Annotated in this window: 21 protein-coding genes; 5 read left to right on the forward strand and 16 right to left on the reverse strand. The window is 60.0% G+C overall.

Going from position 1 to position 22,902, the window contains the following annotated elements; all coding sequences use genetic code 11:
- Positions 1–177: 177 nt before the first annotated feature.
- The 13 genes from ACWKWE_RS16560 to glpK all read right to left on the reverse strand — a co-directional run bounded on the left by ACWKWE_RS16560 (position 178) and on the right by glpK (position 14,890).
- Positions 178–591 carry a DMT family transporter gene (locus ACWKWE_RS16560; protein ID WP_483851134.1) on the reverse strand — a complete coding sequence of 138 codons (414 nt, stop codon included), beginning with the start codon at positions 589–591 and terminating at the stop codon, positions 178–180.
- Entirely contained in the window at positions 584–1,744 is a 1,161-nt protein-coding gene (locus ACWKWE_RS16565; RefSeq protein WP_483851135.1) for a GNAT family N-acetyltransferase, read from the reverse strand. Before ACWKWE_RS16565 ends, ACWKWE_RS16560 begins: the two co-directional genes overlap by 8 nt.
- A gap of 7 nt (positions 1,745–1,751) precedes the next feature.
- Complete coding sequence (locus tag ACWKWE_RS16570) at positions 1,752–2,126, reverse strand: DMT family transporter (RefSeq protein WP_166593484.1); 375 nt, start codon at positions 2,124–2,126, stop codon at positions 1,752–1,754.
- Positions 2,123–3,043, reverse strand: a complete 921-nt coding sequence (locus tag ACWKWE_RS16575; protein WP_483851136.1) for an arginase family protein — start codon at positions 3,041–3,043, stop codon at positions 2,123–2,125. Before ACWKWE_RS16575 ends, ACWKWE_RS16570 begins: the two co-directional genes overlap by 4 nt.
- 473 nt (positions 3,044–3,516) lie before the next feature.
- Complete coding sequence (aauR, locus tag ACWKWE_RS16580; protein WP_166593481.1) at positions 3,517–4,842, reverse strand: two-component response regulator AauR; 1,326 nt, start codon at positions 4,840–4,842, stop codon at positions 3,517–3,519.
- A 130-nt stretch (positions 4,843–4,972) separates the two neighbouring features.
- On the reverse strand, positions 4,973–6,865 hold the full coding sequence (aauS, locus tag ACWKWE_RS16585; protein WP_483851137.1) for a two-component sensor histidine kinase AauS: 1,893 nt from the start codon (positions 6,863–6,865) through the stop codon (positions 4,973–4,975).
- Between the two features lie 104 nt (positions 6,866–6,969).
- The gene (locus ACWKWE_RS16590; RefSeq protein WP_341959565.1) at positions 6,970–7,704 is read right to left on the reverse strand and encodes an amino acid ABC transporter ATP-binding protein; all 735 of its coding nucleotides are present in this window, start codon (positions 7,702–7,704) and stop codon (positions 6,970–6,972) included.
- Entirely contained in the window at positions 7,701–8,369 is a 669-nt protein-coding gene (locus ACWKWE_RS16595; protein ID WP_483851338.1) for an amino acid ABC transporter permease, read from the reverse strand. The genes ACWKWE_RS16590 and ACWKWE_RS16595 overlap by 4 nt, the downstream gene beginning before the upstream one ends.
- Entirely contained in the window at positions 8,366–9,112 is a 747-nt protein-coding gene (locus ACWKWE_RS16600; RefSeq protein ID WP_166593477.1) for an amino acid ABC transporter permease, read from the reverse strand. Before ACWKWE_RS16600 ends, ACWKWE_RS16595 begins: the two co-directional genes overlap by 4 nt.
- A gap of 115 nt (positions 9,113–9,227) precedes the next feature.
- On the reverse strand, positions 9,228–10,145 hold the full coding sequence (locus ACWKWE_RS16605) for a glutamate/aspartate ABC transporter substrate-binding protein (RefSeq protein ID WP_483851138.1): 918 nt from the start codon (positions 10,143–10,145) through the stop codon (positions 9,228–9,230).
- A 434-nt stretch (positions 10,146–10,579) separates the two neighbouring features.
- A complete protein-coding gene (gene glpD, locus ACWKWE_RS16610; RefSeq protein WP_483851139.1) occupies positions 10,580–12,118 on the reverse strand; it encodes a glycerol-3-phosphate dehydrogenase in 1,539 nt (512 codons plus the stop codon).
- Positions 12,119–12,443: 325 nt separating this feature from the next.
- A complete protein-coding gene (locus ACWKWE_RS16615; RefSeq protein ID WP_166593474.1) occupies positions 12,444–13,199 on the reverse strand; it encodes a DeoR/GlpR family transcriptional regulator in 756 nt (251 codons plus the stop codon).
- A 185-nt stretch (positions 13,200–13,384) separates the two neighbouring features.
- Positions 13,385–14,890: a glycerol kinase GlpK gene (gene glpK / locus ACWKWE_RS16620; protein WP_483851140.1), complete on the reverse strand. Its 1,506-nt coding sequence runs from the start codon at positions 14,888–14,890 to the stop codon at positions 13,385–13,387.
- Positions 14,891–15,172: 282 nt separating this feature from the next.
- On the opposite strand from glpK, the gene ybaK reads away from it, so the two are divergent.
- On the forward strand, positions 15,173–15,643 hold the full coding sequence (gene ybaK / locus ACWKWE_RS16625; protein ID WP_166593472.1) for a Cys-tRNA(Pro) deacylase: 471 nt from the start codon (positions 15,173–15,175) through the stop codon (positions 15,641–15,643).
- 95 nt (positions 15,644–15,738) lie between these two features.
- Positions 15,739–16,527, forward strand: a complete 789-nt coding sequence (locus tag ACWKWE_RS16630) for a PhzF family phenazine biosynthesis protein (protein ID WP_166593471.1) — start codon at positions 15,739–15,741, stop codon at positions 16,525–16,527.
- Between the two features lie 144 nt (positions 16,528–16,671).
- Here ACWKWE_RS16630 and ACWKWE_RS16635 read toward each other — a convergent pair whose 3' ends face one another.
- Together ACWKWE_RS16635 and argF are read right to left on the reverse strand one after the other, a co-directional pair.
- The gene (locus tag ACWKWE_RS16635; protein WP_483851141.1) at positions 16,672–17,712 is read right to left on the reverse strand and encodes an ABC transporter ATP-binding protein; all 1,041 of its coding nucleotides are present in this window, start codon (positions 17,710–17,712) and stop codon (positions 16,672–16,674) included.
- On the reverse strand, positions 17,709–18,629 hold the full coding sequence (gene argF, locus ACWKWE_RS16640) for an ornithine carbamoyltransferase (RefSeq protein ID WP_166593469.1): 921 nt from the start codon (positions 18,627–18,629) through the stop codon (positions 17,709–17,711). The genes ACWKWE_RS16635 and argF overlap by 4 nt, the downstream gene beginning before the upstream one ends.
- A gap of 451 nt (positions 18,630–19,080) precedes the next feature.
- On the opposite strand from argF, the gene ACWKWE_RS16645 reads away from it, so the two are divergent.
- The 3 genes from ACWKWE_RS16645 (at position 19,081) to grxD (ending at position 22,085) form a co-directional block, all read left to right on the forward strand.
- Entirely contained in the window at positions 19,081–19,383 is a 303-nt protein-coding gene (locus ACWKWE_RS16645; protein WP_166593468.1) for a hypothetical protein, read from the forward strand.
- Between the two features lie 147 nt (positions 19,384–19,530).
- Positions 19,531–21,639 carry a molybdopterin oxidoreductase family protein gene (locus ACWKWE_RS16650; RefSeq protein ID WP_483851142.1) on the forward strand — a complete coding sequence of 703 codons (2,109 nt, stop codon included), beginning with the start codon at positions 19,531–19,533 and terminating at the stop codon, positions 21,637–21,639.
- A gap of 116 nt (positions 21,640–21,755) precedes the next feature.
- Positions 21,756–22,085 (forward strand): Grx4 family monothiol glutaredoxin, encoded by a 330-nt coding sequence (grxD, locus tag ACWKWE_RS16655; protein WP_166593466.1) that lies wholly within the window; start codon positions 21,756–21,758, stop codon positions 22,083–22,085.
- A 143-nt stretch (positions 22,086–22,228) separates the two neighbouring features.
- Here the strand turns inward: grxD and bfr are convergent, their stop codons facing one another.
- Positions 22,229–22,705, reverse strand: coding sequence for a bacterioferritin (gene bfr / locus ACWKWE_RS16660; RefSeq protein ID WP_166593465.1), 477 nt, complete (start codon positions 22,703–22,705; stop codon positions 22,229–22,231).
- Positions 22,706–22,902 lie beyond the last annotated feature (197 nt).

The following is a 22,902-nucleotide window of genomic DNA, read 5'->3' on the forward strand; positions in this document are numbered from 1 at the left end:
TTTATTCGCGAAAAAAGTACAGGCGATGGTGATGTATCGGATGTACCGGCCCTTCGCGAATGAATTCGCTCCCACAGAAGAAACCTTGCGCAGGCTCCCCGGCGGGGGTCGCAGCACGGCTTGCCGACGGTGGCGCGTGAGATTGCTGCCACCGGAGAGCCGTACCGCTACACAGCTTTACTGCTCGCCCTCCGCCAATAACGCGATCCCGCCAATGATCACCCACACGCCCAGCCAGTGCAGGGCGCTGATGTGTTCGTCGAGACCCAGCCACGACCCCAGCAGCACGACCACGAACACCAGCGAGCTGAGCGGGAAGGCCAGTGACAAACTGCTGCGCCGCAGGATCAGCATCCAGCTCAGGAACGAACCGATGTAGCAGCCGACTGCCGCCAGCACGGCGACGTTGGTCAGCGCCGCCCGCAGCCAGTCCAGCCCGAACGGCATCGCCGCCAGTCCATCGCCCCCCAGTTTCAAGGCGATTTGCGCCGCGCTTTCGGTGCCGATCAACAGGCACCACAGGCCGATGGTTGCCGCACGGCCTTCCAGCCAGCGCCAGGCCGGTTTTTGATTCAAGGTCTGTTCACTCATCGTCGGTATTCCTGATTGCCACAGTCGACTGATCAAGCCCGGCCTTGCGCACCAGCCACCCCAAAACACGGGTGACCCACAGGCGGCGGTGGCGGACGTAATGATCGTTACCCAGCAGTTGGCACCCCAGACGCAGCTTCTCGCCATACGCCGCCTGACTCGCCTCGAACGTCGGGATGCCGTGCTCGATGCAGCGCTGCACGTGGGCGAGCCAGGTGCGGTGGTAGAGGTTGTGTTCGCGGGCGGCGGCACTGTCGGAGGCGAAGACCTTGTCGATCTGTCGTGTTCCATCGCCCAGCAGCAGGTTGAAGCCGATCAGCGTGTCGCCAGACCAGAACAGGTAGCAGGTCGCACGCTCGCCCAGCTTGGCGAGCACGGCGCGAAAATAGTCGGCGGTCAGCGGTTCGATCTCTTCGCCACTGCGCGCCACAGTGTCGGCGTACAGCGCCAGCATGCGCTCGATCACGTCTTCCACCTGATGTTGCCGCGCCTCGATGCGCAGGTTCGACGGGGCCTTGAGTTTGCGTCTCAGGCCCTTGCGCATCACCCGGCCCAGGCTGGCGAGATAGCCGTCCAGCTCGGTGAACGGCAATGGCAATGAAGTTCCCGGCATCCCCGCCACGCGAACGAAATCCAGATGTTCCAGAGCGCTGCGCAGCGTCACGCGCTCTTCGGCCACGTCCTTGAACAGGTACAGCCACGTGCCTTCCAGACGTGATTGCCGATGCAGCGCGTCGATCAGCACCTGCAGGATCTCGGGCGTGCGCGCCAGCCAGTCCGGGGCGCAGGCGATGGAGCAGGTCTCGGTGACGGGCGAACCCACCGCCAGAATCGGTACTGAAAAATGGCCGAGCAATCTGCCGTGCACGCCGTCCAGCAGGTGACTCAGCTTCAACCGGTCGCGATAGGCCGGTGCCACCGCGATCAGTCGCTGGCCGTCGCGAATCATGAAATAGCGCGGCTCGATGCCGGGCAGCCCGCTGTCTTCGATGGCCGCGTAATAGTCGTAACCTTCCAGTGGGTCGCTGTCGAGCTGTGCCCAGTCGCTGCGGCTGACCCGGTGGATGCTGTGACTGACCTCGACGCTTAACGCCAAGCGGTCGCTCAACGTGATCGCAGAGGCCTGTTCGGGAATGAATTGAATGTGTGTCATGACCACCTCACGCGCCCGTGGCGCACACCAACATGACGCCCGCCGTGATGACCAGCGTGCCGAGCCAGCGACGGCGGCTGACCCGCTCGCCAAGCACCAGTCGCCCGCCCAGCACCACGCCCACGTAACTCAGGCTCGCCGCCGGAAACACCAGGCTGAGCGGCGCCAGGGACAGCACGAACAGCCAAGTGATGAACTCGACCACGTACGCGCCGACACCGAACCAGAGCATCGGCGCGCCCGCGATCTGCACCCAGAAACTGCGCAGGCGAAACCCGCCTTCCTGCGCGGGCAAGCGATCCAGGCCGATCTTGAACGCCAGTTGGCCAATCACGTCCAGCAGGATCGAGAACGCCGTCAGCAGCACGACAATCGGGGTCATGGAAACAGCTCCTCGAATAGCGCGATCAACGCCGCATTGGTCTCGGCATTACGCGCAATGTCCGCGTCGCTCCAACGTTCGGCGGGTGGCTGATCGGATTTTGCCTCCCAGCGTTTGAGCGGATTGCTGAACGCGGGCGGGGCGAACTCGCCGCAGACATCGATCCCCAACACCCGTGTTTGCACGGCCAGCGCACGAATCGCGTCGAGCAGATGGGTGAGGCGCATGCCGCCCTGATCCCAATTGGTCGCGGCGTCTTCGCTGGCCAGCACGTCTTTGTCGATGGTGATCCACACGGCGTCGGTGGGCAGGCTCGCCACCAGTTGTTCGAGGAAAGCCGGCCAGTCCACATCAGCCAGGTTGTGCCAGTGCAAGTGGCCGTCCATCTGCCGATGTCCGGGGCCGTCGCCGATCTTGCCCCAGACTTTCGAGGGCGGATGGCACCACGGAAACAACTGCAGATCGCCGCGCTTCAATGCCCGGAGGTTGCCGCCCTTGAGCTGTGGGCTTTGCAGGTCATCGCTGCACGGCCCGAGGGTGATGATGCGCTTGACGTTGGGCAGCTTCAGCGCCCGGTTGACCCAGGACCCGCAGTGGCGCCGGGGGGCGAAATGCACCCAGTCCGGGTGATTGTCGAAGTGGATCAGTGTGATCGACTCGGGGAGATCGGCGAGCAGGGCAGGGGTCAGGTGGTGATAGTCACCGGAGCCGACGAAGAAGATTTCCGGCCGATTGCCCAGCGGTCGCGCACGATGGCTCAGGTGCCCGGCAAAACGTTGGTAATGGGTTTCCGTGGACCAGAGCCGCAACACCGGCCCTAACGCCAGCAAATCCAGGCGTATCGCCCGGCCGTCATGCAGTCGCTCCTTGATCGGCGCCTGCTGCGTCAGGCTGTGATCGAGATCGAGAATGTTCAAGGTTGCCTTCACCCCAGAAATGCCGCCCCGGACACCGGGTTCATGGCCATGAACACCGGCCGGGCGGGCCTTTCAGGGGAAGTGCAAAGGGTGGGCCAAGGGGTTGAATGGGGGCTGAACAGGCCTGAGGAAACGCGTGCGTTGTACGGGCGTCGCTCGCAAGTCTCAGCAACCCACGTAAACCTGTGGGAGCGAATTTATTCGCGAAAAGGTTCAGGCGGGGTGATGTGCCGGATGTACCGGCCCTTCGCGAATGAATTCGCTCCCACAGGAGAGACCGCGTTGCCCTCAAAACCTGAGCAACCCACATAACCTGTGGGAGCGAATTTATTCGCGAAAAAGGTTCAGGCGAAGGTGATGTGCCGGATGTACCGGCCATTCGCGAATGAATTCGCTCCCACAGGAGAGACCGCGCACGGCCTGAAGACGTGTGCAGGTCGGTAGCAGCACCGACCGCCGTGACGTGGATGGCGTCACCCCAACCCGTATTTCTTCACCTTGTCGAACAGCGTGGTCTTGGCCATGCCCAGTTCCTGGCTCGCCTGACTGAGATTGCCGCCGCTGCGCAGCAAGGCCTCGCTGAGCAGGTTTTTTTCGAAGGCTTCCACCGCCTCGGAAAACCCCAGGCTCTGGCTCAGGGCCGCGACGCCGGTTTTCTTGAACGCTGGCAGCCCCAAGGCATAACGCTCGGCGACGTTGCGCAGTTCCCGCACGTTGCCCGGCCAGTCGTGGCTCATCAACGCGGAAACGGTGTGCGGGTCCAGTTGCGGCGGCTCGCGGTCGAAACGTAGGGACGAGAGCTGCAGAAAGTGTTCGAACAATTGCAGGATGTCTTCGCGGCGTTCACGCAACGGCGGCAATTCCAGGGTCACCACGTTCAGGCGGTAATACAGGTCGCTGCGAAACTGGCTGGCCTTGCTCAGCTCATTGAGGTCGGATTTGGTCGCCGCGATCACCCGGCAATCCACCGCGACGCTCTGGTTCGAACCGAGGCGCTCCAGCGTGCGTTCCTGCAACACCCGCAGCAATTTGATCTGCAGGTTGATCGGCATGCTTTCCACTTCATCGAGAAACAGCGTGCCGTTGTGGGCGTGTTCGATCTTGCCAATGCGGCGCTTGCCCGCCCCGGTGAAAGCGTTGGCTTCGTGGCCGAAAATTTCGCTTTCGAAGAGGTTCTCCGGCAGTCCACCGCAGTTCAGCGCGACGAACTGATTGGAATGCCGACGACTGAAGTCGTGGAGGCAGCGGGCGACCAGTTCCTTGCCCGTGCCGGTTTCACCTTCGATCAACACGTTGGCTGAGGTGTCCGCGACGTTGGTGATCAGTGCGCGCAGGTTCTGCATGGCGGGCGAGCGACCGATGATCTTGCCTTCCAGCGAGTCGCGTTCGGCCAGTTGGCGACGCAGCGATGAGACTTCCCGCGCAAGCCCGCGGTGTTCCAGGGCGCGGCGTGCGACGTCCACCAGACGCTCGGGGGAGAAGGGTTTTTCCATGAAGTCGTAGGCACCGTCGCGCATGGCTCCGACCGCCATCGACACATCGCCGTGGCCGGTGATCAGCACCACCGGCAGGCTGCGGTCGCGTTCTTTCAGGCGCTTGAGCAATTCCAGCCCGTCGATGCCTGGCAAACGAATGTCGCTGATGACGATCCCGGCAAAGTTGTCGCCCACCATCGCTAACGCCTCTTCGGCACTGCCTACGCCCTGGCTGTGGATGTCTTCCAATGCGAGTGCCTGCTGGCAGCCGAGCAGGACGTGGGGGTCATCTTCAACGATGAGGACGGTCAGTTCAGTGTTCATGTGCAAATCCAATGCGTCAGCGTTGCCTTCATCGCGAATGAACTCGCTCCCACAGACAGAACGCATGCCCCTGTGGGAGCGGATTCATCCGCAATTTTTTTTCGGCCGACGGTAATGTCCGAAAAGTACGTCATACCTTCGCCGCCCCCCCGTCCACCAACGGCAACACCAACACAAACATCGTGCCGCCTTCGGCCGGGTCTTCGGCGTTCAAACTGCCACCGGCGGCGGCTGCGAGGCTGGCGGAGAGGGTCAAGCCCAGCCCCAGCCCTTGTTCGCCGGGCTTGGTGGTAAAAAACGGTTCGAACAAATGCTTGCGCGCTTCGGCGTCGATGCCATGGCCGTTGTCGCGCACGCGCAGGCGGTAACGGCCTTCGCACAGGTCGCCTTGCAGCCACAGCACCGGCAGCGGTTGCGCCTGCATGGCGTCCAGCGCGTTGCCAATCAGGTTGACCAGAATCTGCTCCAGCCGCGTCTGGTCGATGGCGAGTTCGACGTCATCGAAGGCCTGATGCAATTCCAGCGCGCTGTTTTCCAGACGTCCGCCGAGCACCTGCAATGACGCATCCACCGCTTTGGCCAGCGAGGCCTGGCCCTTGTCTTCCCCGCGTCGGGCGAAGGACCGCAGGCTGGCAGTGATGCGACCCATGCGATCGACCAGGTCGTTGATCGTGCGCAGGTTGGTGCTCGCCGTATCCAGCGCACCGCGTTCGATGAACCGCACCGTGTTCCCGGACAACGTACGCAGAGCGGCCAGCGGCTGATTGAGTTCGTGGGCGATGCTGGTGGACATCTGCCCGATGGCCGCGAGTTTGCCCGCCTGCACCAATTCGTCCTGGGCCTGTCGCAAGGTTTCTTCGGCCTGACGCCGCTCGCGAATCTGACCCTTGAGCCGCTCGTTGCTGGCGCGCAGGTCGGCGGTGCGTTCGGTAATCCGACGCTCCAGTTCGTTGTTGGCTTCTTCCAGCGCTTCACGGGCCGCGAGGCGGGTCGAAATCACCTTGCGCCGCTCATTCCAGGCGATCAGCAAAAACATCGCCAGCGCGCAGGCCACGGCCACCAGCATGCCTTGATTGGCCGCTTCACGCCGTAAATCCTCCAGCGGAGTCAGCAGCGTCAGGTGCCACGGCGTGTCGGCCAGGTCCCGGGTTTGCGCGAGGTAGCTGACGGCCGAGTGTTCGTGGTCGACGCTGACGTTGGCCGGGAAGGTCAGCTTCTCGACCCCGTCGGCGATCAGCTCACGTTCCAACGGCACCAGCTCGTTGAGCGGCCACCAGTAATATTGCAGGCTGCGGGCCAGACGCTCCTTGATTTGCGGAGTCAGGGGGCGAACCGATTTCAGCCGTCGCGCCGGGTCGCTGGACAGAATAATGATGCCGTTTTCGTCGCTGACAAAGGCTTCCAGACGCGCCCGTTGCCAGCGTTCTTCCAGCGCTTCGAGGCGCACTTTGATCACGGCGACGCCGATGATCTTGCCTTTCTCTTCCAGCCCGTGGGCCAGGTAATAACCCGGCTCGCCGGTGGTGCTGCCGATGCCGTAGAAGCGGCCCGGCAACCCGCGAATCGCGTCCTGGTAATAGGCGCGGAACGACAGGTCTTCGCCGAGATAGCTGTCGGCGTCGCGCCAGTTGCTGGTGGCCAGCACGCGGCCGGTGGTGTCGAGGACGTAGATCGCGCGGCTGCGGCTGCGGCGATTCAGGCCTTCCAGGTAATCGTTGACCTTCGAGCGCAACTCCGGTGACGGGTCGTTGAGCAGGTCCGAGACATTGGATTCGAGCTCCAGCACGCTGGGCAGGTAGTTGTATTTGTTGATTTCGCTTTCGACGGTGCGGGCGTGCAGTTCGAGCTGCCGTTCGCCGTTTTCGCCGAGGGCCTTGATGCCGTTCTTTTCGCTGTACAGATAAGTGACGTAGCCGAGCGCGATCATCAGCAGAATGATCAGCGGCGGCAGAAACAGGTGGCGTATCAGGCGGGGTTTCACGGCAAGTGATGGCGGCGCGCTAAGAGGTGGATCGCATTTCATCACAGTCGTCCTGGACCGACCAGCTGCCCGTGTCATTGATAGCGACACAGACAGCCAGTGGTTTTTTGCCCTTTTGGGGCATTGCCCTCGTGAGGCAGATCTGGTTAGTGCTGCAGGATTTTGTTCAGGAAGTGCTGAGCGCGTTCGGAACGGGCGCTGACGTCGCCGAAGAATTCGTCCTTGACGCAGTCTTCGATGATCTGGCCCTTGTCCATGAAGATCACGCGGTCGGCCACCTTTCGGGCGAAGCCCATTTCGTGGGTCACGCACATCATGGTCATGCCTTCGTGGGCGAGCTGTACCATCACGTCCAGCACTTCGTTGACCATTTCAGGGTCGAGGGCGGAGGTCGGTTCGTCGAACAGCATCACCACCGGGTCCATCGCCAGCGCACGGGCAATCGCCACGCGCTGCTGCTGGCCGCCGGACAACTGGCCAGGGTGCTTGTGAGCGTGAGCCGACAAACCGACGCGCTCCAGCAGGGCCAAGCCTTTTTTGGTGGCTTCTTCCTTGCTGCGGCCCAATACCTTGATCTGCGCGATGGTCAGGTTTTCGGTGATGGTCAGGTGCGGGAACAGCTCGAAATGCTGGAACACCATGCCCACGCGGGAACGCAGTTTCGGCAGGTTGGTCTTCGGATCGGCAATCGAGGTGCCATCGACCACGATGTCGCCTTTCTGGAACGGTTCCAGCGCGTTGACGCACTTGATCAGGGTCGATTTGCCCGAACCGGACGGGCCGCAGACCACGATCACTTCGCCCTTTTTGACCTCAGTGCTGCAATCGGTCAGCACCTGGAAGTCCCCATACCACTTGTTGATATTTTTGATGGAAATCATACGGCTAACCTTTTCTGCATGAGCTTGACCAGACGCGCGGCCACGAAGCTGATCGTGAAATACACCAGACCCGCGATGATCAGGAATTCATTGGAACGGCCAATGATGTCGCCGCTGGAACGGGCTGAGTTGAGGAAGTCCACCAGACCGACCGTGTAAACCAGCGAGGTGTCCTGAAACAGAATGATGCTCTGCTGCAGCAGCAGCGGGGTCATCTTGCGGAAGGCTTGCGGCAAGATGATCAGGCGCATCATCTGGCCGTAGGTCATGCCCAGCGCTTGCGCAGCACCCATCTGGCCACGGGAGATCGACTGCACACCGGCACGGACGATTTCGCAGAAGTACGCGGCCTCGAACATCATGAAGGCCACGACGCAGGAGGTGAACGCGCCGACCGGGGTGTCCTGGCCGGTGATCCAGCGCAGCACGAACGGCACCGCCAGGTAGAACCAGGTGATCACCAGCAGCAGCGGGATCGAGCGGAAATAGTTGACGTAGGCACCGGCGATGCGCGACAGCAACTTGCTCGACGACAGGCGCATCAGGGCCAGAAGGGTCCCGATGATGATGCCGCCCACCACGCCCATGACCATCAACTGCAAGGTCATGATCATGCCGTTCCACATGCCTGGAATGGCGGGGATGATTCCAGAGAAGTCCATTATTTACCTCCCACGGAGATCAGGCCCGGCACGGCGACTTTCTTCTCGACCAGACGCATGAGCAACATCAGGCTCATGTTCAGCGTGAAGTAGATCAGGGTGGCGAGGGTGAAGGCTTCGAACAGGTTCGCGGAAAACTCGGCGGTCTGTTTGGTCTGGGCCAGCAATTCCATCAGACCGATCAGCGAGGCCACCGACGAGTTCTTGAACACGTTGAGGAATTCGGAGGTGAGCGGCGGGATGATGATCCGGTAAGCTTGCGGCAGCAGCACGTTCCAGTAGATCTGCGGCAGTTTGAAACCCATGGCGCGTGCGGCGGATTCCTGGCCGCGAGGCAACGCCTGGATACCGGTGCGCACTTGTTCGCAAACCCGTGCGGCGGTGAACAGACCCAGGCACACGACAACGCTCAGAAAGGCCGAGGTGGTCGGGTTCAGGTCCTGCTTGTACCACTCCTGCAGGTTCTCAGGCAGCAGATCCGGCACCAGGAAGTACCAGATGAACAGCTGCACCAGCAGTGGCACGTTACGGAAAATTTCCACGTAAACCGTGGCGATGGAAGACACGATGCGATTGGGCACCGTGCGCATCACCCCGAGCACTGAGCCCAGGATTAACGCGATGATCCAGGCGACGATGGAGATGCCGATGGTCCAGCCCAGACCGGATACATACCAGTCCAGATAGGTCTCGGTGCCGACGCCGGTGGACTTGAAGAATACGCTCCAGTCCCAGTTGTAATTCATCAGGGTCTCCCCTCTGATCGATCGTTATGCGCGCATGCCAGAGGCAGCGGCTTCCGGGGACTTATTACGTCCCCGGAAATCAGGCTTATCTTTTTGTGATAACGGAGCGAAGGGCTTAAGCCTTCTTGTCCGGCGCTGGCTTGTCGTTCGGGTTGGCGATCAGCTTTTTGAGCTCTTCGCTCATCGGGAAGCTCAGGTTCAGGCCTTTTGGAGGAATTGGCTGGGTGAACCACTTGTCGTAGATCTTTTTGATCTCGCCCGACTTGTAGAGGCCGACAATCGCGTCGTCCACGGCTTTCTTGAACGCTGGGTCGTCTTTACGAACCATGCAGCCGTAGATTTCATAGGATTGCGGGGTGCCGGTCACGTGCCAGTCGGTTGGCTTCTTGGCCTTGGCCATTTCGCCTGCCAGCAGTGCGTCGTCCATCATGAACGCAACGGCACGGCCCGATTCCAGCATCTGGAAGGACTCACCGTGGTCTTTGGCGGAGATGACGTTCATGCCCATCTGCTTGTCAGCGTTCATCGCTTTGATGATGCGCTCGGACGTGGTGCCCGCGGTGGTCACGACGTTCTTGCCTTTCAGGTCATCGAAGTCGTTGTACGGCGAACCGACTTTGGTCAGCAGCTTGGTGCCGATTTCGAAGATGCCGACGGAGAAGTCGACTTGCTGAGCGCGCTCGGCGTTGTTGGTGGTCGAACCACACTCAACGTCGACAGTGCCGTTCTGAACCAGCGGGATACGGGTCTGAGAAGTGACCAGGTTGTACTTGACGTTCAGATCTGGCTTGTTCAGGTCTTTTTTGATCGCTTCGACGATGGCCAGCTGGATGTCGTGGGAGTAACCGACAGGTTTGCCGGAAGCATCAGCGATGTACGAGAACGGAATGGACGAGTCGCGGTGACCGAGGGTGATGGTGCCGGAATCGTTGATTTTTTTCAGAGTGCCGGTCAGCTCGGCGGCGGACACTGGGGTGCTGATCAAAGCGGCTGCAGCAATGGCAACGCCCAGAATGTGGGGAACGATACGCATCTGTTTCTCCTCGACTTTGTTTTTCTTATGGGTCCGTGTTGGGTCGGCCCTATCGGTTTCAGAACGCTACAACGGCGGCCCAATTCAGGCGGCACGCTACATCGGAGCAATCGTGATTGAGTGTAGAGCATGAGTCATGCCAAGCATGTGACACGTTTTAACTCACTGAAAATAAAGGAATTTTATTTTATTGTTGCGATAGAGGGAGGATGAGTCGTACGGAATGCCGAATAGGCGAGAGAGGGGTGTTCGGAAAACCGAATGCCTGTGTGTGGATGACTCAGGTAAAACGCTCGCTGTCTGTGGGAGCGAATTCATTCGCGAAAGAGGTTACAGACGATGACGATGCATCGCCCGTCGGATCATTCGCGAATGAATTCGCTCCCACAGAGAGGCCGAGGCGTGTCCGCCGGTCGAGTGGTGCCGGTGAGAAATCAGGCAGCTTCTATAGCGCTTTTGTTGCGCGCCACTTTATCGAGATACGCCTGCACGTTCTGCTGTTCTTCCGCCGTGGTGAACAGGCCGAGCTTGGTCCGACGCCACAGGATGTCGTCAGCTTTCGTCGCCCATTCTTCGCTGCCCAGATAATCCACCTCGCGGCTGTAAAGGCCACCACCGAGGTGTTCGCCCAAATCCGCCAACCCTTGCGCGCCCTCGATGATGCGCCAGCTGCGCGAGCCGTAGGTGATCGACCAACGCTTGGCGAGGTCTGCAGGCAGCCAAGGGGAGCGTTGTTGCAACTCAGCTGCCAAGGCCGCTGGCGTGGTCATGTTTTCCCCACCCGGCAGGCTCGCCTTGGCGGTCCAGCTCGGGCGCATCTGGGTGAAGAACGGCGCCAGCTGTTGCATCGCCGATTCCGCCAGCTTGCGATAGGTCGTCAGTTTTCCACCGAACACCGACAGGATCGGCGGCTCGCCCGCGCCACCCGACAGCGACAGGGTGTAGTCGCGGGTGATCGCCGACGGGTTGTCGGATTCATCGTTGCACAGCGGGCGCACGCCGGAATAGGTGCGGATGATGTCGTCGCGGCTGAGCTGCTTCTTGAAGTGTTCGTTGACAATCTTCAGCAGGTAATCGGTCTCGCCTTCGGTGATCGCCACGTTGGCCGGGTCGCCGGTGTATTCGCGATCGGTGGTGCCAATGATGGTGAACCGCTCCAGGTACGGAATCGCGAAGACGATGCGCTGATCTTCGTTCTGCAGGATGAACGCGTTTTCGCCGTCGTACAGTTTTGGCACGATCAAATGGCTGCCTTGGATCAGGCGAATGCCATATTGCGACTCCAGCTTCAAATCTTCGCGAATGAACTTGGCGACCCATGGGCCGGCCGCGTTCACCAACGCCCTGGCACGAATGGAGAAAAGGCTGCCATCGGCGCGTTCCATGTTCAGGTGCCACAGGCCGTTGCTGCGTCGGGCACTAAGGCAGCGGGTCTGGGTGTGGATGTGCGCGCCTTTTTCCCGTGCGGCCATGGCGTTGAGCACCACGAGGCGGGCGTCATCGACCCAGCAATCGGAATATTCGAAACCGCGGGTGATGCTGGCGTTGAGCGGGCTGTTGGCGCCGAAGCGCAGGCTTTTCGACGCGGGCAGCTTTTCGCGTTTGCCGAGGTGGTCATAAAGGAACAGACCGGCGCGGATCATCCACGCCGGGCGCAGATGCGGGCGGTGGGGCAGCACGAACCGCATGGGTTTGACGATGTGTGGCGCCTTCTCCAGCAGCACTTCACGTTCGGCCAACGCCTCACGCACCAGACGGAATTCGTAATGTTCGAGGTAGCGCAGGCCGCCGTGGATCAGCTTGCTGCTGGCCGACGAGGTGTGGCTGGCGAGGTCATCCTTTTCGCAAAGGAACACTGACAGGCCGCGTCCCGATGCATCCGCTGCGATACCGACGCCATTGATGCCACCGCCGATCACGGCAATGTCATAGACCTCGGAAAGCGGTGGGGTGGGCAAGGCGGAATGGGCCATCGGGGCCTCCTGTCGAGAATTCGGTCACGTTCGATATTGGCGAATTCGAACATTTACGTTCATTTTCGAAAATAGTAACGCAATAAGACCGAGGCCACCACTCAGTATTGATTGAAAATACTGATGGGAGGAGGGGGAAAGGAACAAAAGCGAATATGAAAGAGCGCGTAAAGGCTCCCGCTGCTGATCGGGAGAAACGCTGCACTCTGTGGCAGCGAATTCATTCGCGGGAGGCCTGTACATCTGATGCAGGCTTGTCGGATGTACCACCGCGTCGCGAATGAATTCGCTCCCACATGAAGGTGAGGCGCACTACGAAAGGGGCTTAAACGACTTCCAGCCGAATCTTGTTCTGCGTCAGCAATTGCGCCAGTGCAGGCGCGGGGGGCTGGTCGGTGACGAGGCAGTCGATCAGGGTGATCGGGCCCAGGCGTACCATGGCGTTGCGGCCGAATTTGCTGGAGTCCGCCGCCAGAATGACCTGACGCGCATTGGCGATGATCGCTTGGGAGACGCGGACTTCCTGATAGTCGAAATCCAGCAGGCTGCCGTCTTCGTCGATGCCGCTGATGCCCACCAGCGCGAAATCGACCTTGAACTGGGTGATGAAATCAACGCTTGCCTGACCTACTACACCGCCGTCACGGCGCACGTTGCCCCCCGCCAGCAGCACTTCGAAGTCGTCCTTGCCGCTGAGGATCGACGCCACGTGCAGGTTGTTGGTGATGATCTTCAGGTGACTGTGGTTGAGCAGGGCGCGGGCGATGGATTCGGTGGTGGTGCCGATGTTGATGAACAGCGAGGCGTGATCGGGAACCTGCGCCGCGATGGCTTCGGCGATGCGCTGTTTCTCGTCGCGCATCTGGTCCGCACGCATGGCGTAGGCGGTGTTTTCGATGCTGGAATCGTAGGCCGCGCCGCCATGATAACGACGCAGCAGGTTCATCTCTGCCAGTTGGTTGATGTCGCGCCGGATGGTTTGCGGGGTCACGACAAACAATTGGGCCATTTCTTCGATGCTGACGTAGCCGCGCTCACGGACCAGCTCGAGGATCTGCTGTTGACGGGGTGGCAGATTCATTTTTCTTCCTTCGGGCAAGAGCGCCCATGATGCCGCAGGCAGCCATTACCTGTCAGCCGGAAAAAGAACCTGAAGTCCAATGATGTCCTGTAGGAGTGAGCTTGCTCGCGATGCGTTCCGTTAGCTCAAATCTGTCACAGACAAATCGCTATCGCGAGCAAGCTCACTCCTACAGGGTATGTGGGTTATTCGACGTCTTCGTGCGGCTCCCAGTCCCGCGTGCGCTCCACCGCCTTGCGCCAGCCCGCGTACAGCTTTTCCTTCTCCGCCTCGTCGCATTGCGGTTCGAATTTTCGCTCGATCACCGCTTTGTCTTTCAACTCGTCCAGCCCGCTCCAGAAACCGATGGCCAGGCCCGCCAGATACGCCGCGCCCAAGGCCGTGGTTTCGCGCATTTTCGGGCGCTCGACCTGGGTGCCGAGAATGTCGGCCTGGAACTGCATCAGGAAATTGTTGGCCACCGCGCCGCCGTCCACGCGCAGGGCCTTGAGCGGTTCGGCAGCGTCCTGCTGCATGGCGTCGAGGACGTCGCGGGTCTGGTAGGCGATGGATTCCAGCGCCGCCCGAATAATGTGATCGACCTTCACGCCCCGGGTCAGGCCGAACAGCGCGCCACGGGCGTAAGGGTCCCAATAGGGCGCGCCAAGTCCCGTGAACGCGGGCACGAGGTATACGCCGTTGCTGTTCTTCACCTTGGTCGCGAAGTACTCGGTGTCCATGGAGTCGTTGACGATCTTCAGCTCATCCCGCAGCCATTGCACCGTCGAGCCGCCGTTGAACACTGCGCCTTCCAGCGCATACGCCACTTCGCCATGTGGGCCGCAGCCGATGGTGGTAAGCAAGCCGTGGTTGGATTTCACGGCTTTCTTGCCCGTGTTCATCAACAGGAAACAGCCGGTGCCGTACGTGTTCTTGGCCTGGCCGGGTTCCACGCACATCTGGCCAAACAGGGCCGATTGCTGGTCCCCTGCGATACCGGCGATGGCGATGCCGCTTTTGCTGTGGCCGTAAACTTCAGATGATGACTTCACCTCGGGCAGCATTTCCCGAGGCACGTCGAGCACATCCAGCATCCGCTGATCCCATTCGAGGGTATGGATGTTGAACATCATGGTGCGCGAGGCGTTGGTGTAATCGGTGACGTGCACCTTGCCACCGGTGAATTTCCAGATCAGCCAGCTATCAACGGTGCCGAACAGCAACTCGCCCCGACGGGCACGTTCGCGGCTGCCTTCGACGTGGTCGAGAATCCACTTCAGTTTGCTGCCGGAAAAGTACGGGTCGATCACCAGACCGGTGGTGTCTCGGATGTAGTCTTCCAGCCCGTCGCGCTTGAGCTGCTGACAAATCTCGGTGCTGCGACGGCATTGCCAGACCACGGCGTTGTAGATCGGCCGCCCAGTGTCTTTCTCCCAGACCACCGTGGTTTCGCGCTGGTTGGTGATGCCAATGGCAGCGATCTGGTTGTGATGCAGGTTGGCCTGGGCCAGCACTTTGGTCATGCAGGCAGTCTGGGTGGCGAAGATTTCCATCGGATCGTGCTCCACCCAGCCTGGCTGGGGGTAGTGCTGCACGAATTCGCTCTGGGCGGTACTCACCACGTTGGCGTCGCGGTCGAAGATAATCGCGCGGGAGCTGGTCGTACCTTGATCGAGGGCGATGATGTAGTTCTTGTTGTCGTTGTCAGTCATGTCGATTGCCTGGTGATAAAGCGGGTGTTCGGGACTGTCGTCAGTGTACGTGCGAAAACCCGTCAGGTGATGAGGCGGCCTCACCGTTGAAGGCTGAATATTCGTATTCGAAAAAATATAGACGTAAACGAACATTGTCAAAGTCGAAAGTGAACGGTGCCTCTGTTTTTCAGGGCCTAACGATTTCACGCTGGGACAGCCGCTGAACAGAGGCGTTTCGACAGCAGATGGCCTAAAGTAGCGACAGCCAACACGAAACACCCTGGTCGTCTGGAGTGCTGCATGACCCCCGCATTGGATTTGCTGAAAAAAGTTCGCGCCGAACACCGTGTCCACAGTTATGAACATGACCCCAAGGCCGCGTCCTATGGCCTGGAAGCCGCAGAAAAGCTGAACTTGCAACCCGCTCAAGTCTTCAAGACGCTGCTGGCCAGCACTGAAAAGGGCGAGTTGCTGGTGGCCGTGGTGCCGGTGGTGGGTTCGCTGGACCTCAAGGCCCTGGCCCATGCGGCAGGCGCGAAGAAAGCCGAGATGGCCGACCCCGCCGCCGCGCAACGGGCCACAGGTTATCTGTTGGGCGGGATCAGCCCGTTGGGTCAAAAGAAACGGCTGAGGACGTTCATTGATGTGTCCGCCCAACCGTTCGCGACCATTTTTGTCAGCGCTGGTCGTCGAGGGCTTGAGGTGGAACTGTCGGCGGCGGTACTTGCTCAACATACCGGTGCGACGTTTGCTCAGATTGGCCGCGAATGATCCGGATGCATCGTCAGATATGCCGTGTCTTGCTGTAGTCACTTAGGCTGACGCAGGGCAGGGCGCTCGAACAATAACGATTGGGGATGCCTTCCATGCAGCTTGAATTTCATCAAGTCGATGCCTTCAGTGACCGACCGTTCGCAGGCAACCCTGCGATGGTGTATCGCCTCGATGCCTGGCTGTCGGATGAGCTGATGCAGCGCATTGCGACGGAACACAACCTGTCCGAAACCGCTTTTGTTGTGCGTGAGGCGCAGGGCTGGCATATCCGTTGGTTCACGCCCACCAATGAAGTCCCGCTGTGCGGGCATGCGACGTTGGCCAGCGCCTATGTGCTGTATGAAAAATATGGCGAAACGTCTGACACCATTCAGTTCATCAGCCAATCAGGGCCGCTGAGCGTCAGCCGCGAGAACGGACGCCTGTTGCTGGATTTTCCCTCTTTGCCGCCGAGTGAAGTGGGCGTGACGGTGGATATCGAACGCGCGCTGAACACCGAAGTCGTCGACGCGCTGGGCGCGGCGGCGCTGTTGGTGGTGCTGGAGTCCGAGCAGGCGGTTCGCGATTGCAAGCCTGACATGGCTGCCATCGCCCGGCTGCCATGGCCGGGCGTGATCATTACTGCGAAAAGTGATGGCGACGTGCATGATTTTGTCTCTCGCTATTTCGCGCCGGGGAACGGCATTCCCGAAGACCCGGTGACCGGCTCGACCCATTGCAGCCTCATTCCGTACTGGTCGGCACGCCTGAACAAATTCAGCCTGACAGCCCATCAAAGTTCGGCGCGAGGGGGCGAGTTGTTCTGTCGTCTGGAGGGAGATCGGGTGAAGATTGGCGGCTATGCGACGCTGGTGGCGAGTGGGGTGTTGACGGTCGGGTGAGTTCACCGCCGCGTCCTCTGTAGGAGCGAATTCATTCGCGAGAGGGCGGTGCAGGCGATGGATCGTCATCGATTGCACGATCTATTCGCGAATGAATTCGCTCCTACAGGGGGCTGTGTTCGCAACCCCAGCGATGGGTGTTCGTCAGGACGCAGGAAACAGCACCAGATTCTGAGCCGTTACGCAAATACCGACGTCATCTCCCGCGTGCAGATCAGCATGGCTGGGGAACAAGGCTTCCAGTGGCGTCCCGCTTGGCAGCTGCAAGCGATACAGCGTCGCGGCGCCCTGAAAGGTTTTGCTGATCACTCGTGCTTTCACCGGGCTGTCCGACGCGTAGGCGATATCGTCTGGTCTCAGCAGCACATCGACCGTGCCTACAGGATCACGGGCACAGGTTCCACGCAGTACGCCGAGTTCGGTCTGCACCGATTGCGCATCGATCATTTGCCCAGGGATGAAGTAGCCCTGCCCGACAAAACTGGCGACATAGGGCGTAGCCGGTCGGTGATAAAGGTTGTAAGGCGTATCCCATTGTTCAAGGCGTCCTTCCTTGAACACCCCCACCTGATCGCTGACGGCGAAGGCTTCTTCCTGATCGTGGGTCACCAGAATCGCGCTGGTGCCCCGGGCCTTGAGAATATCGCGCACCTCATGGCTCAAACGTCGGCGCAGCTCGCCATCGAGGTTGGAAAAAGGTTCGTCGAGCAGCAGCAGTTGCGGCTCCGGTGCCAATGCCCGCGCCAGTGCGACGCGTTGTTGCTGGCCGCCGGAGAGTTCATGGGGATGCCGCTTGCCCAGCGCGGCGAGGTTGACCAGCGCCAACATTTCCTCGACCACCTGTGCCAGGCGCGGATGATTCCGAATGCCGAAGGCGATGTTGTCCGCGACGGTCAGGTGCGGGAACAGCGCGTAGTCCTGAAACACCATGCCGATCCGGCGCTTCTCGGGCGCGAGGGTGAAGCCGGGTCTGGAGATGACGTCGCCCGCGAGGGTGATTTCACCCGCGTGCACCGGTTCGAAACCGGCGATGGCGCGCAACGTGGTGGTCTTGCCGCAGCCCGACGAGCCGAGCAGGCAACCGATGTCTCCGGCGTTGAGGTGCAGATTCAGGTTCTGCACCACGCGTTGGTCTTGATAACCGCAGGCGAGGTCACGCAGTTGCAGCAGCATCGGCTCACTCATGCGGGTTGGTAGGCAGGCGCCACCAGGAATTCGAGCAGCGCCTTTTGCGCATGCAAACGGTTTTCCGCCTGATCCCACGCCACTGAACGCGAGTCGTCGAGCAGGTCTTCACTGATCTCCTCACCACGGTGGGCAGGCAGGCAGTGCATGAACAACACGTCGTCAGCGGCCAGATCGAGCAGTTCGCGAGTGACCTGGAAAGGCTTGAACAGCGCTATGCGCTTGGCGGTTTCCTCTTCCTGGCCCATGGAGGTCCAGACGTCGGTGCTGATCAAATGCGCGCCCTTGACCGCTTCACTCGGGTCGCGGGTCACGGTCACGCGGTCGCCGGCCAGCGCCAGGAAGCGTGGGCTCGGCTCGTAGCCTTCAGGGCAGGCGACGCGCAGTTGGAAGTCGAACTGGATCGCCGCTTCTATATAGCTGTTGCACATATTGTTGCCGTCGCCGATCCAGGCCACGGTCTTGCCCTTGATCGCACCGCGATGTTCGAGGAAGGTCTGCATGTCGGCCAATAACTGGCACGGGTGCAGATCGTCGGACAGGCCGTTGATCACAGGCACCCGGGAATTTGCAGCGAATTCGATGAGGTTGCTGTGGGCGAACGTGCGGATCATGACCGCATCGACCATGCGCGACATGACGCGCGCGCCGTCGGCAATTGGCTCGCCACGCCCCAGTTGGGTGTCGCGAGGCGACAAGAAGATGGCCTGACCGCCGAGCTGGATCATGCCTGCTTCGAACGAAACGCGAGTCCGAGTCGAAGATTTCTCGAAGATCATGGCCAGCACTCGACCTCTCAGCGGCTCGAACAACACGCCTCGATTTCGCAAGTCCTTCAGCTCAATGCCTCGACGGATCACGGCGCCCAGTTCGTCTGGCGTGTAATCCATCATCGAGAGAAAGTGCCTGGTGATCATCATTAACTACCTTGTCTGCAACAGACCGCAGATCCTCTAAGCCGGGTTTTATCGGGAAAACGGGCGAGACCTGCGGCAAAAGCCGCACGGGGCGACGAATAGGGAAGGCGCGAGGGTATAAGAAAATGTCGCCTCGTGCCAAGGCCCGGCATGTTCGAAAAAAAATGTCAGACGTCCGGTCGCTTGAAAATGGCGTGGTCAGGACGCTTTTCATGTAACGAAGTGCTACAGTTGCGTACGCGGCGAAGGCAATTCGCCATCTGCGTCCACCGCGAAGGGCAAAGGTTGTACACCGCTTCGCTGGACACTGGCAATTACTGCCGTTTTTGCAACAGTTTCAAAATGCTGCTGAACCTAATGCGACATGCTTCACGCCGTGGAAACCGGGACGTTTCCTAAACGTGTGGCGTGGGTTATAAAGGCCGCTTATGTCCTCCAGAAGGGGTGGGGAATGGATTCAAAAGAGAAACAACTGACGGAACTGCTCGGGCTTACGGCTCGCACCCTCACGCACCTCACTGCTTCCATGACGTCGATGTCGTTCGAGCTGATGCGCAGTGAAGATGAAGTGACCCGTTCGGCAGGACGCCGCATGATCGACCGCATGGCCACCATCAGTGCCGGACTGGATGACCATTGGCGTTTGATTGGCGAACTGACGGGCGTGCAGGTCTCCCAGGAGCAGGTCGAGACCGTTCATGAGATTCAGCTGAAGCGCAAGGTGGTCACGCCCATCGGCGGTTCGGCTTCCTGATCCCCGTTCCTTTGCTCAGGTGAGCTATCGGCTCGCCTGATGCTGTCCGATTCACGGCACTGACGTTTCTGGCGAAGTGCCGCGCCAGGCTCCATAGTTTTGTTTCCGCGATCGCGCCGATCGCCACACAAAAACATGAGACTGGCGATGACCAAGACTCTCCACCACCGTGCCTGTCACCTGTGCGAGGCCATCTGTGGCCTGACCATCGAGACCACCCTTGAGGACGATGCCAGCGTGCGCATCAGCTCGATCAAGGGCGACGCGCAAGACACGTTCAGCCGAGGGCATATCTGCCCGAAAGCGGTGGCTTTGCAAGACATCCAGAACGACCCCGATCGCCTGCGACAGCCCATGCGCCGTATCGGCAGCGAGTGGCACCCCATCGCCTGGCAGGACGCGTTCGAACTGGTGGCCGAACGCCTGCTGGACATCCAGCAGCGCCACGGGCAAAACGCCGTTGCGGTCTATCAGGGCAATCCGAGCGTTCACAATTACGGGCTGATGACCCACAGCAATTACTTCCTTGGCCTGCTGAAAACCCGCAACCGATTCTCCGCGACATCCGTCGACCAATTGCCCCATCACCTCACCAGCTACCTGATGTATGGCCACGGCCTGTTGTTGCCCATCGCCGACATCGACCACACCGATTTCATGCTGATTCTGGGCGGCAACCCGCTCGCCTCCAACGGCAGCATCATGACGGTCCCCGACGTCGAGAAGCGCTTGAAGGCGATTCAGGCGCGGGGCGGCAAAGTCGTGGTGGTCGATCCTCGGCGTAGCGAAACGGCTGCCATCGCCAACCAACACATGTTCATCCGCCCCGGTGGCGACGCGGCGCTGCTGTTCGGCGTGCTGCACACGCTGTTCGCTGAAGGCCTGACCCGCGACACCCATCTGCCGGTCGATGGCCTTGAAGAAGTGCGGGCCGCCATCGCGCACATGGACGCGGGCGCCATGAGCCTGGGTTGCGGGGTGCCTGCCGAAGACATCCGGCAACTGGCGCGGGATTTCGCGGGTGCGAAAAGCGCGGTGTGTTACGGGCGGATGGGTATTTCGACGCAAGCGTTCGGCACGCTGTGTCATTGGCTGGTGCAGTTGATCAATCTGGTGACTGGCAACCTTGACCGGGTCGGCGGCGCGCTGTGCACTGAGCCTGCACTGGATCTGGTGGCCTCGACCTCGGGCGGCGGTTTCAATCGCTGGCAGAGCCGCGTCTCAGGCCTGCCCGAATACAGCGGCGAGTTGCCGGTGTCGGCGCTGGCGGAAGAAATGCTCACCGAAGGCGAAGGGCAGGTGAAGGCGTTGATCACGGTAGCCGGCAATCCGGTGTTGTCGACGCCCAATGGTCGTCAGCTCGATCAGGCGCTGGATGGCTTGGAGTTCATGGTCAGTGTCGATCTCTATATCAATGAAACCACGCGCCACGCCGATCTGATTCTGCCCTCGACCTCGGCGCTGGAAAACGATCATTACGACACAACGTTCAACATGTTCGCCGTGCGCAACGTCACCCGTTTCAATCGCGCCATTCTCGCCAAGCCTGAGGGGGCGCTGCATGACTGGGAGATTTTCGTCGGGCTGGCCAAGGCCTTCGCCGCGCGCGCCGAGCGTGAGCTGAAACCCACGATTCCTCCGGCTCAAATGGTGGATCGTGGATTGCGCGCAGGCTTTTATGGCGATGCCTCGGCGATGAAGCTGTCATTGGAAACGCTCCATGACCACCCTCATGGGCTGGACCTGGGCGCGCTCAAACCTAATCTCACCACGCGGCTGAAAACGCCCAATCAGCGCGTTCAGGCAGCACCGGAGGTGATCCTGGCCGATCTGGTGCGCTTTGCCACCGCTGCAATGCCGTCAGTGGATGAGCTGTTGCTGATTGGACGGCGTCATGTTCGCAGCAATAATTCGTGGATGCACAACTACCACCGGCTGGTGAAAGGCAAGCCACGCCATCAATTGCTGATGCACCCGGACGACCTTGCGACCCGTGGCCTGAGCGACGGGCAGCGCGTGCGGGTGAGTTCTCGGGTGGGAATGATCGAGGTCGAGGTGATGGGCAGCGCCGACATGATGCCCGGTGTGGTGAGCCTGCCTCATGGGTGGGGGCATGGGCGGCCGGGGGTGCAAATGGACATTGCCCGCGATCAGCCGGGGGAGAGTGCAAACGACCTGACTGACGAGCGGCAGATGGACACGCTGTCCGGGAACGCTGCGCTGAACGGGGTGCCGGTGACTGTCGCGGCGGCATGACGCTCATCATATTTATGAGGCCGATTAAAGCCAAGACCGAGCGTTACGCTAGGGAATCGGTTAGAATGCGCCACCGTGTCGACTCATACAGTCGTAAAGTTAAGCCGAGGTGCTCCATGGATATCATCGAAACGATCAAAGACCAGATTGCCAAAAACACCGTTCTGCTTTACATGAAAGGCGCCCCGAATGCCCCGCAGTGCGGCTTTTCGGCGAAGGCGTCCCAAGCCTTGATGGCGTGTGGCGAGAAGTTCGCGTACGTCGATATCCTGCAGAACCCTGAGATTCGCGCCAACCTGCCGAAATACGCGAACTGGCCGACGTTCCCGCAGCTGTGGGTAGACGGCGAGCTGGTCGGCGGCAGTGACATCATCATCGAGATGCACGCAGCAGGCGAACTGCAGCCCTTGATCAAGGCTGCGGTCGAGAAGAACGCAACGGCCTGATTGGGTTGTTGGTAAAAAGCCCCGGTCTTTCAGGAGATACGGGGCTTTTTTGTGGGTGCTTCCCGAGCAGTGTTCGACACCCAACAAAAAGCCCCGCCAGGTTCATCACCGAGCGGGGCTTTTTTGAGAGGGTCAGGCTGAGATCAGTCTTCTTCGCCCATCTGCGATTGCAGGTAGTTCTCGATGCTGACCTTGTCGATCAGACCCAGCTGGGTTTCCAGCCAGTCGATGTGTTCTTCCTCGGACTCAAGAATGTCTTCCAGCAGCTCACGGCTGCCGAAGTCGCCAACAGTTTCGCAGTGAGCGATCGCGGCTTTCAGATCTGCGTGGCCTTTACGCTCGATCTTCAGGTCGCACTCCAGCATTTCCTTGGTGTGCTCGCCGATGAGGATTTTGCCCAGATCTTGCAGGTTGGGCAGGCCTTCCAGGAACAGGATGCGCTTGATCAGCTTGTCAGCGTGTTTCATCTCGTCGATGGATTCTTTGTACTCGTGCTTGCCCAGCTTGTTCAGGCCCCAATCTTCGTACATGCGCGCATGCAAAAAATACTGGTTGATCGCGACCAGCTCGTTTCCGAGGATCTTGTTGAGATGCTGGATGACTGTAATGTCGCCTTTCATGATCGAGGTCCTGTCGAAGATGTTCGTATATAAGCCGCAAGTTTGAGCTTCGAATAATCCCCTGTCAAACCTAAGTTATTGAATAATAAGTGAAAATAAATAGGAATAAGAATGTTTGTGTTCCGCATCTTATCGCTAAGCGCTTGAATTACAGGCATAAAAAAACCGGACACAGGTCCGGTTTCTTTTAATTCGTT

The sequence above is a fragment of the Pseudomonas salicis genome (assembly GCF_057128705.1).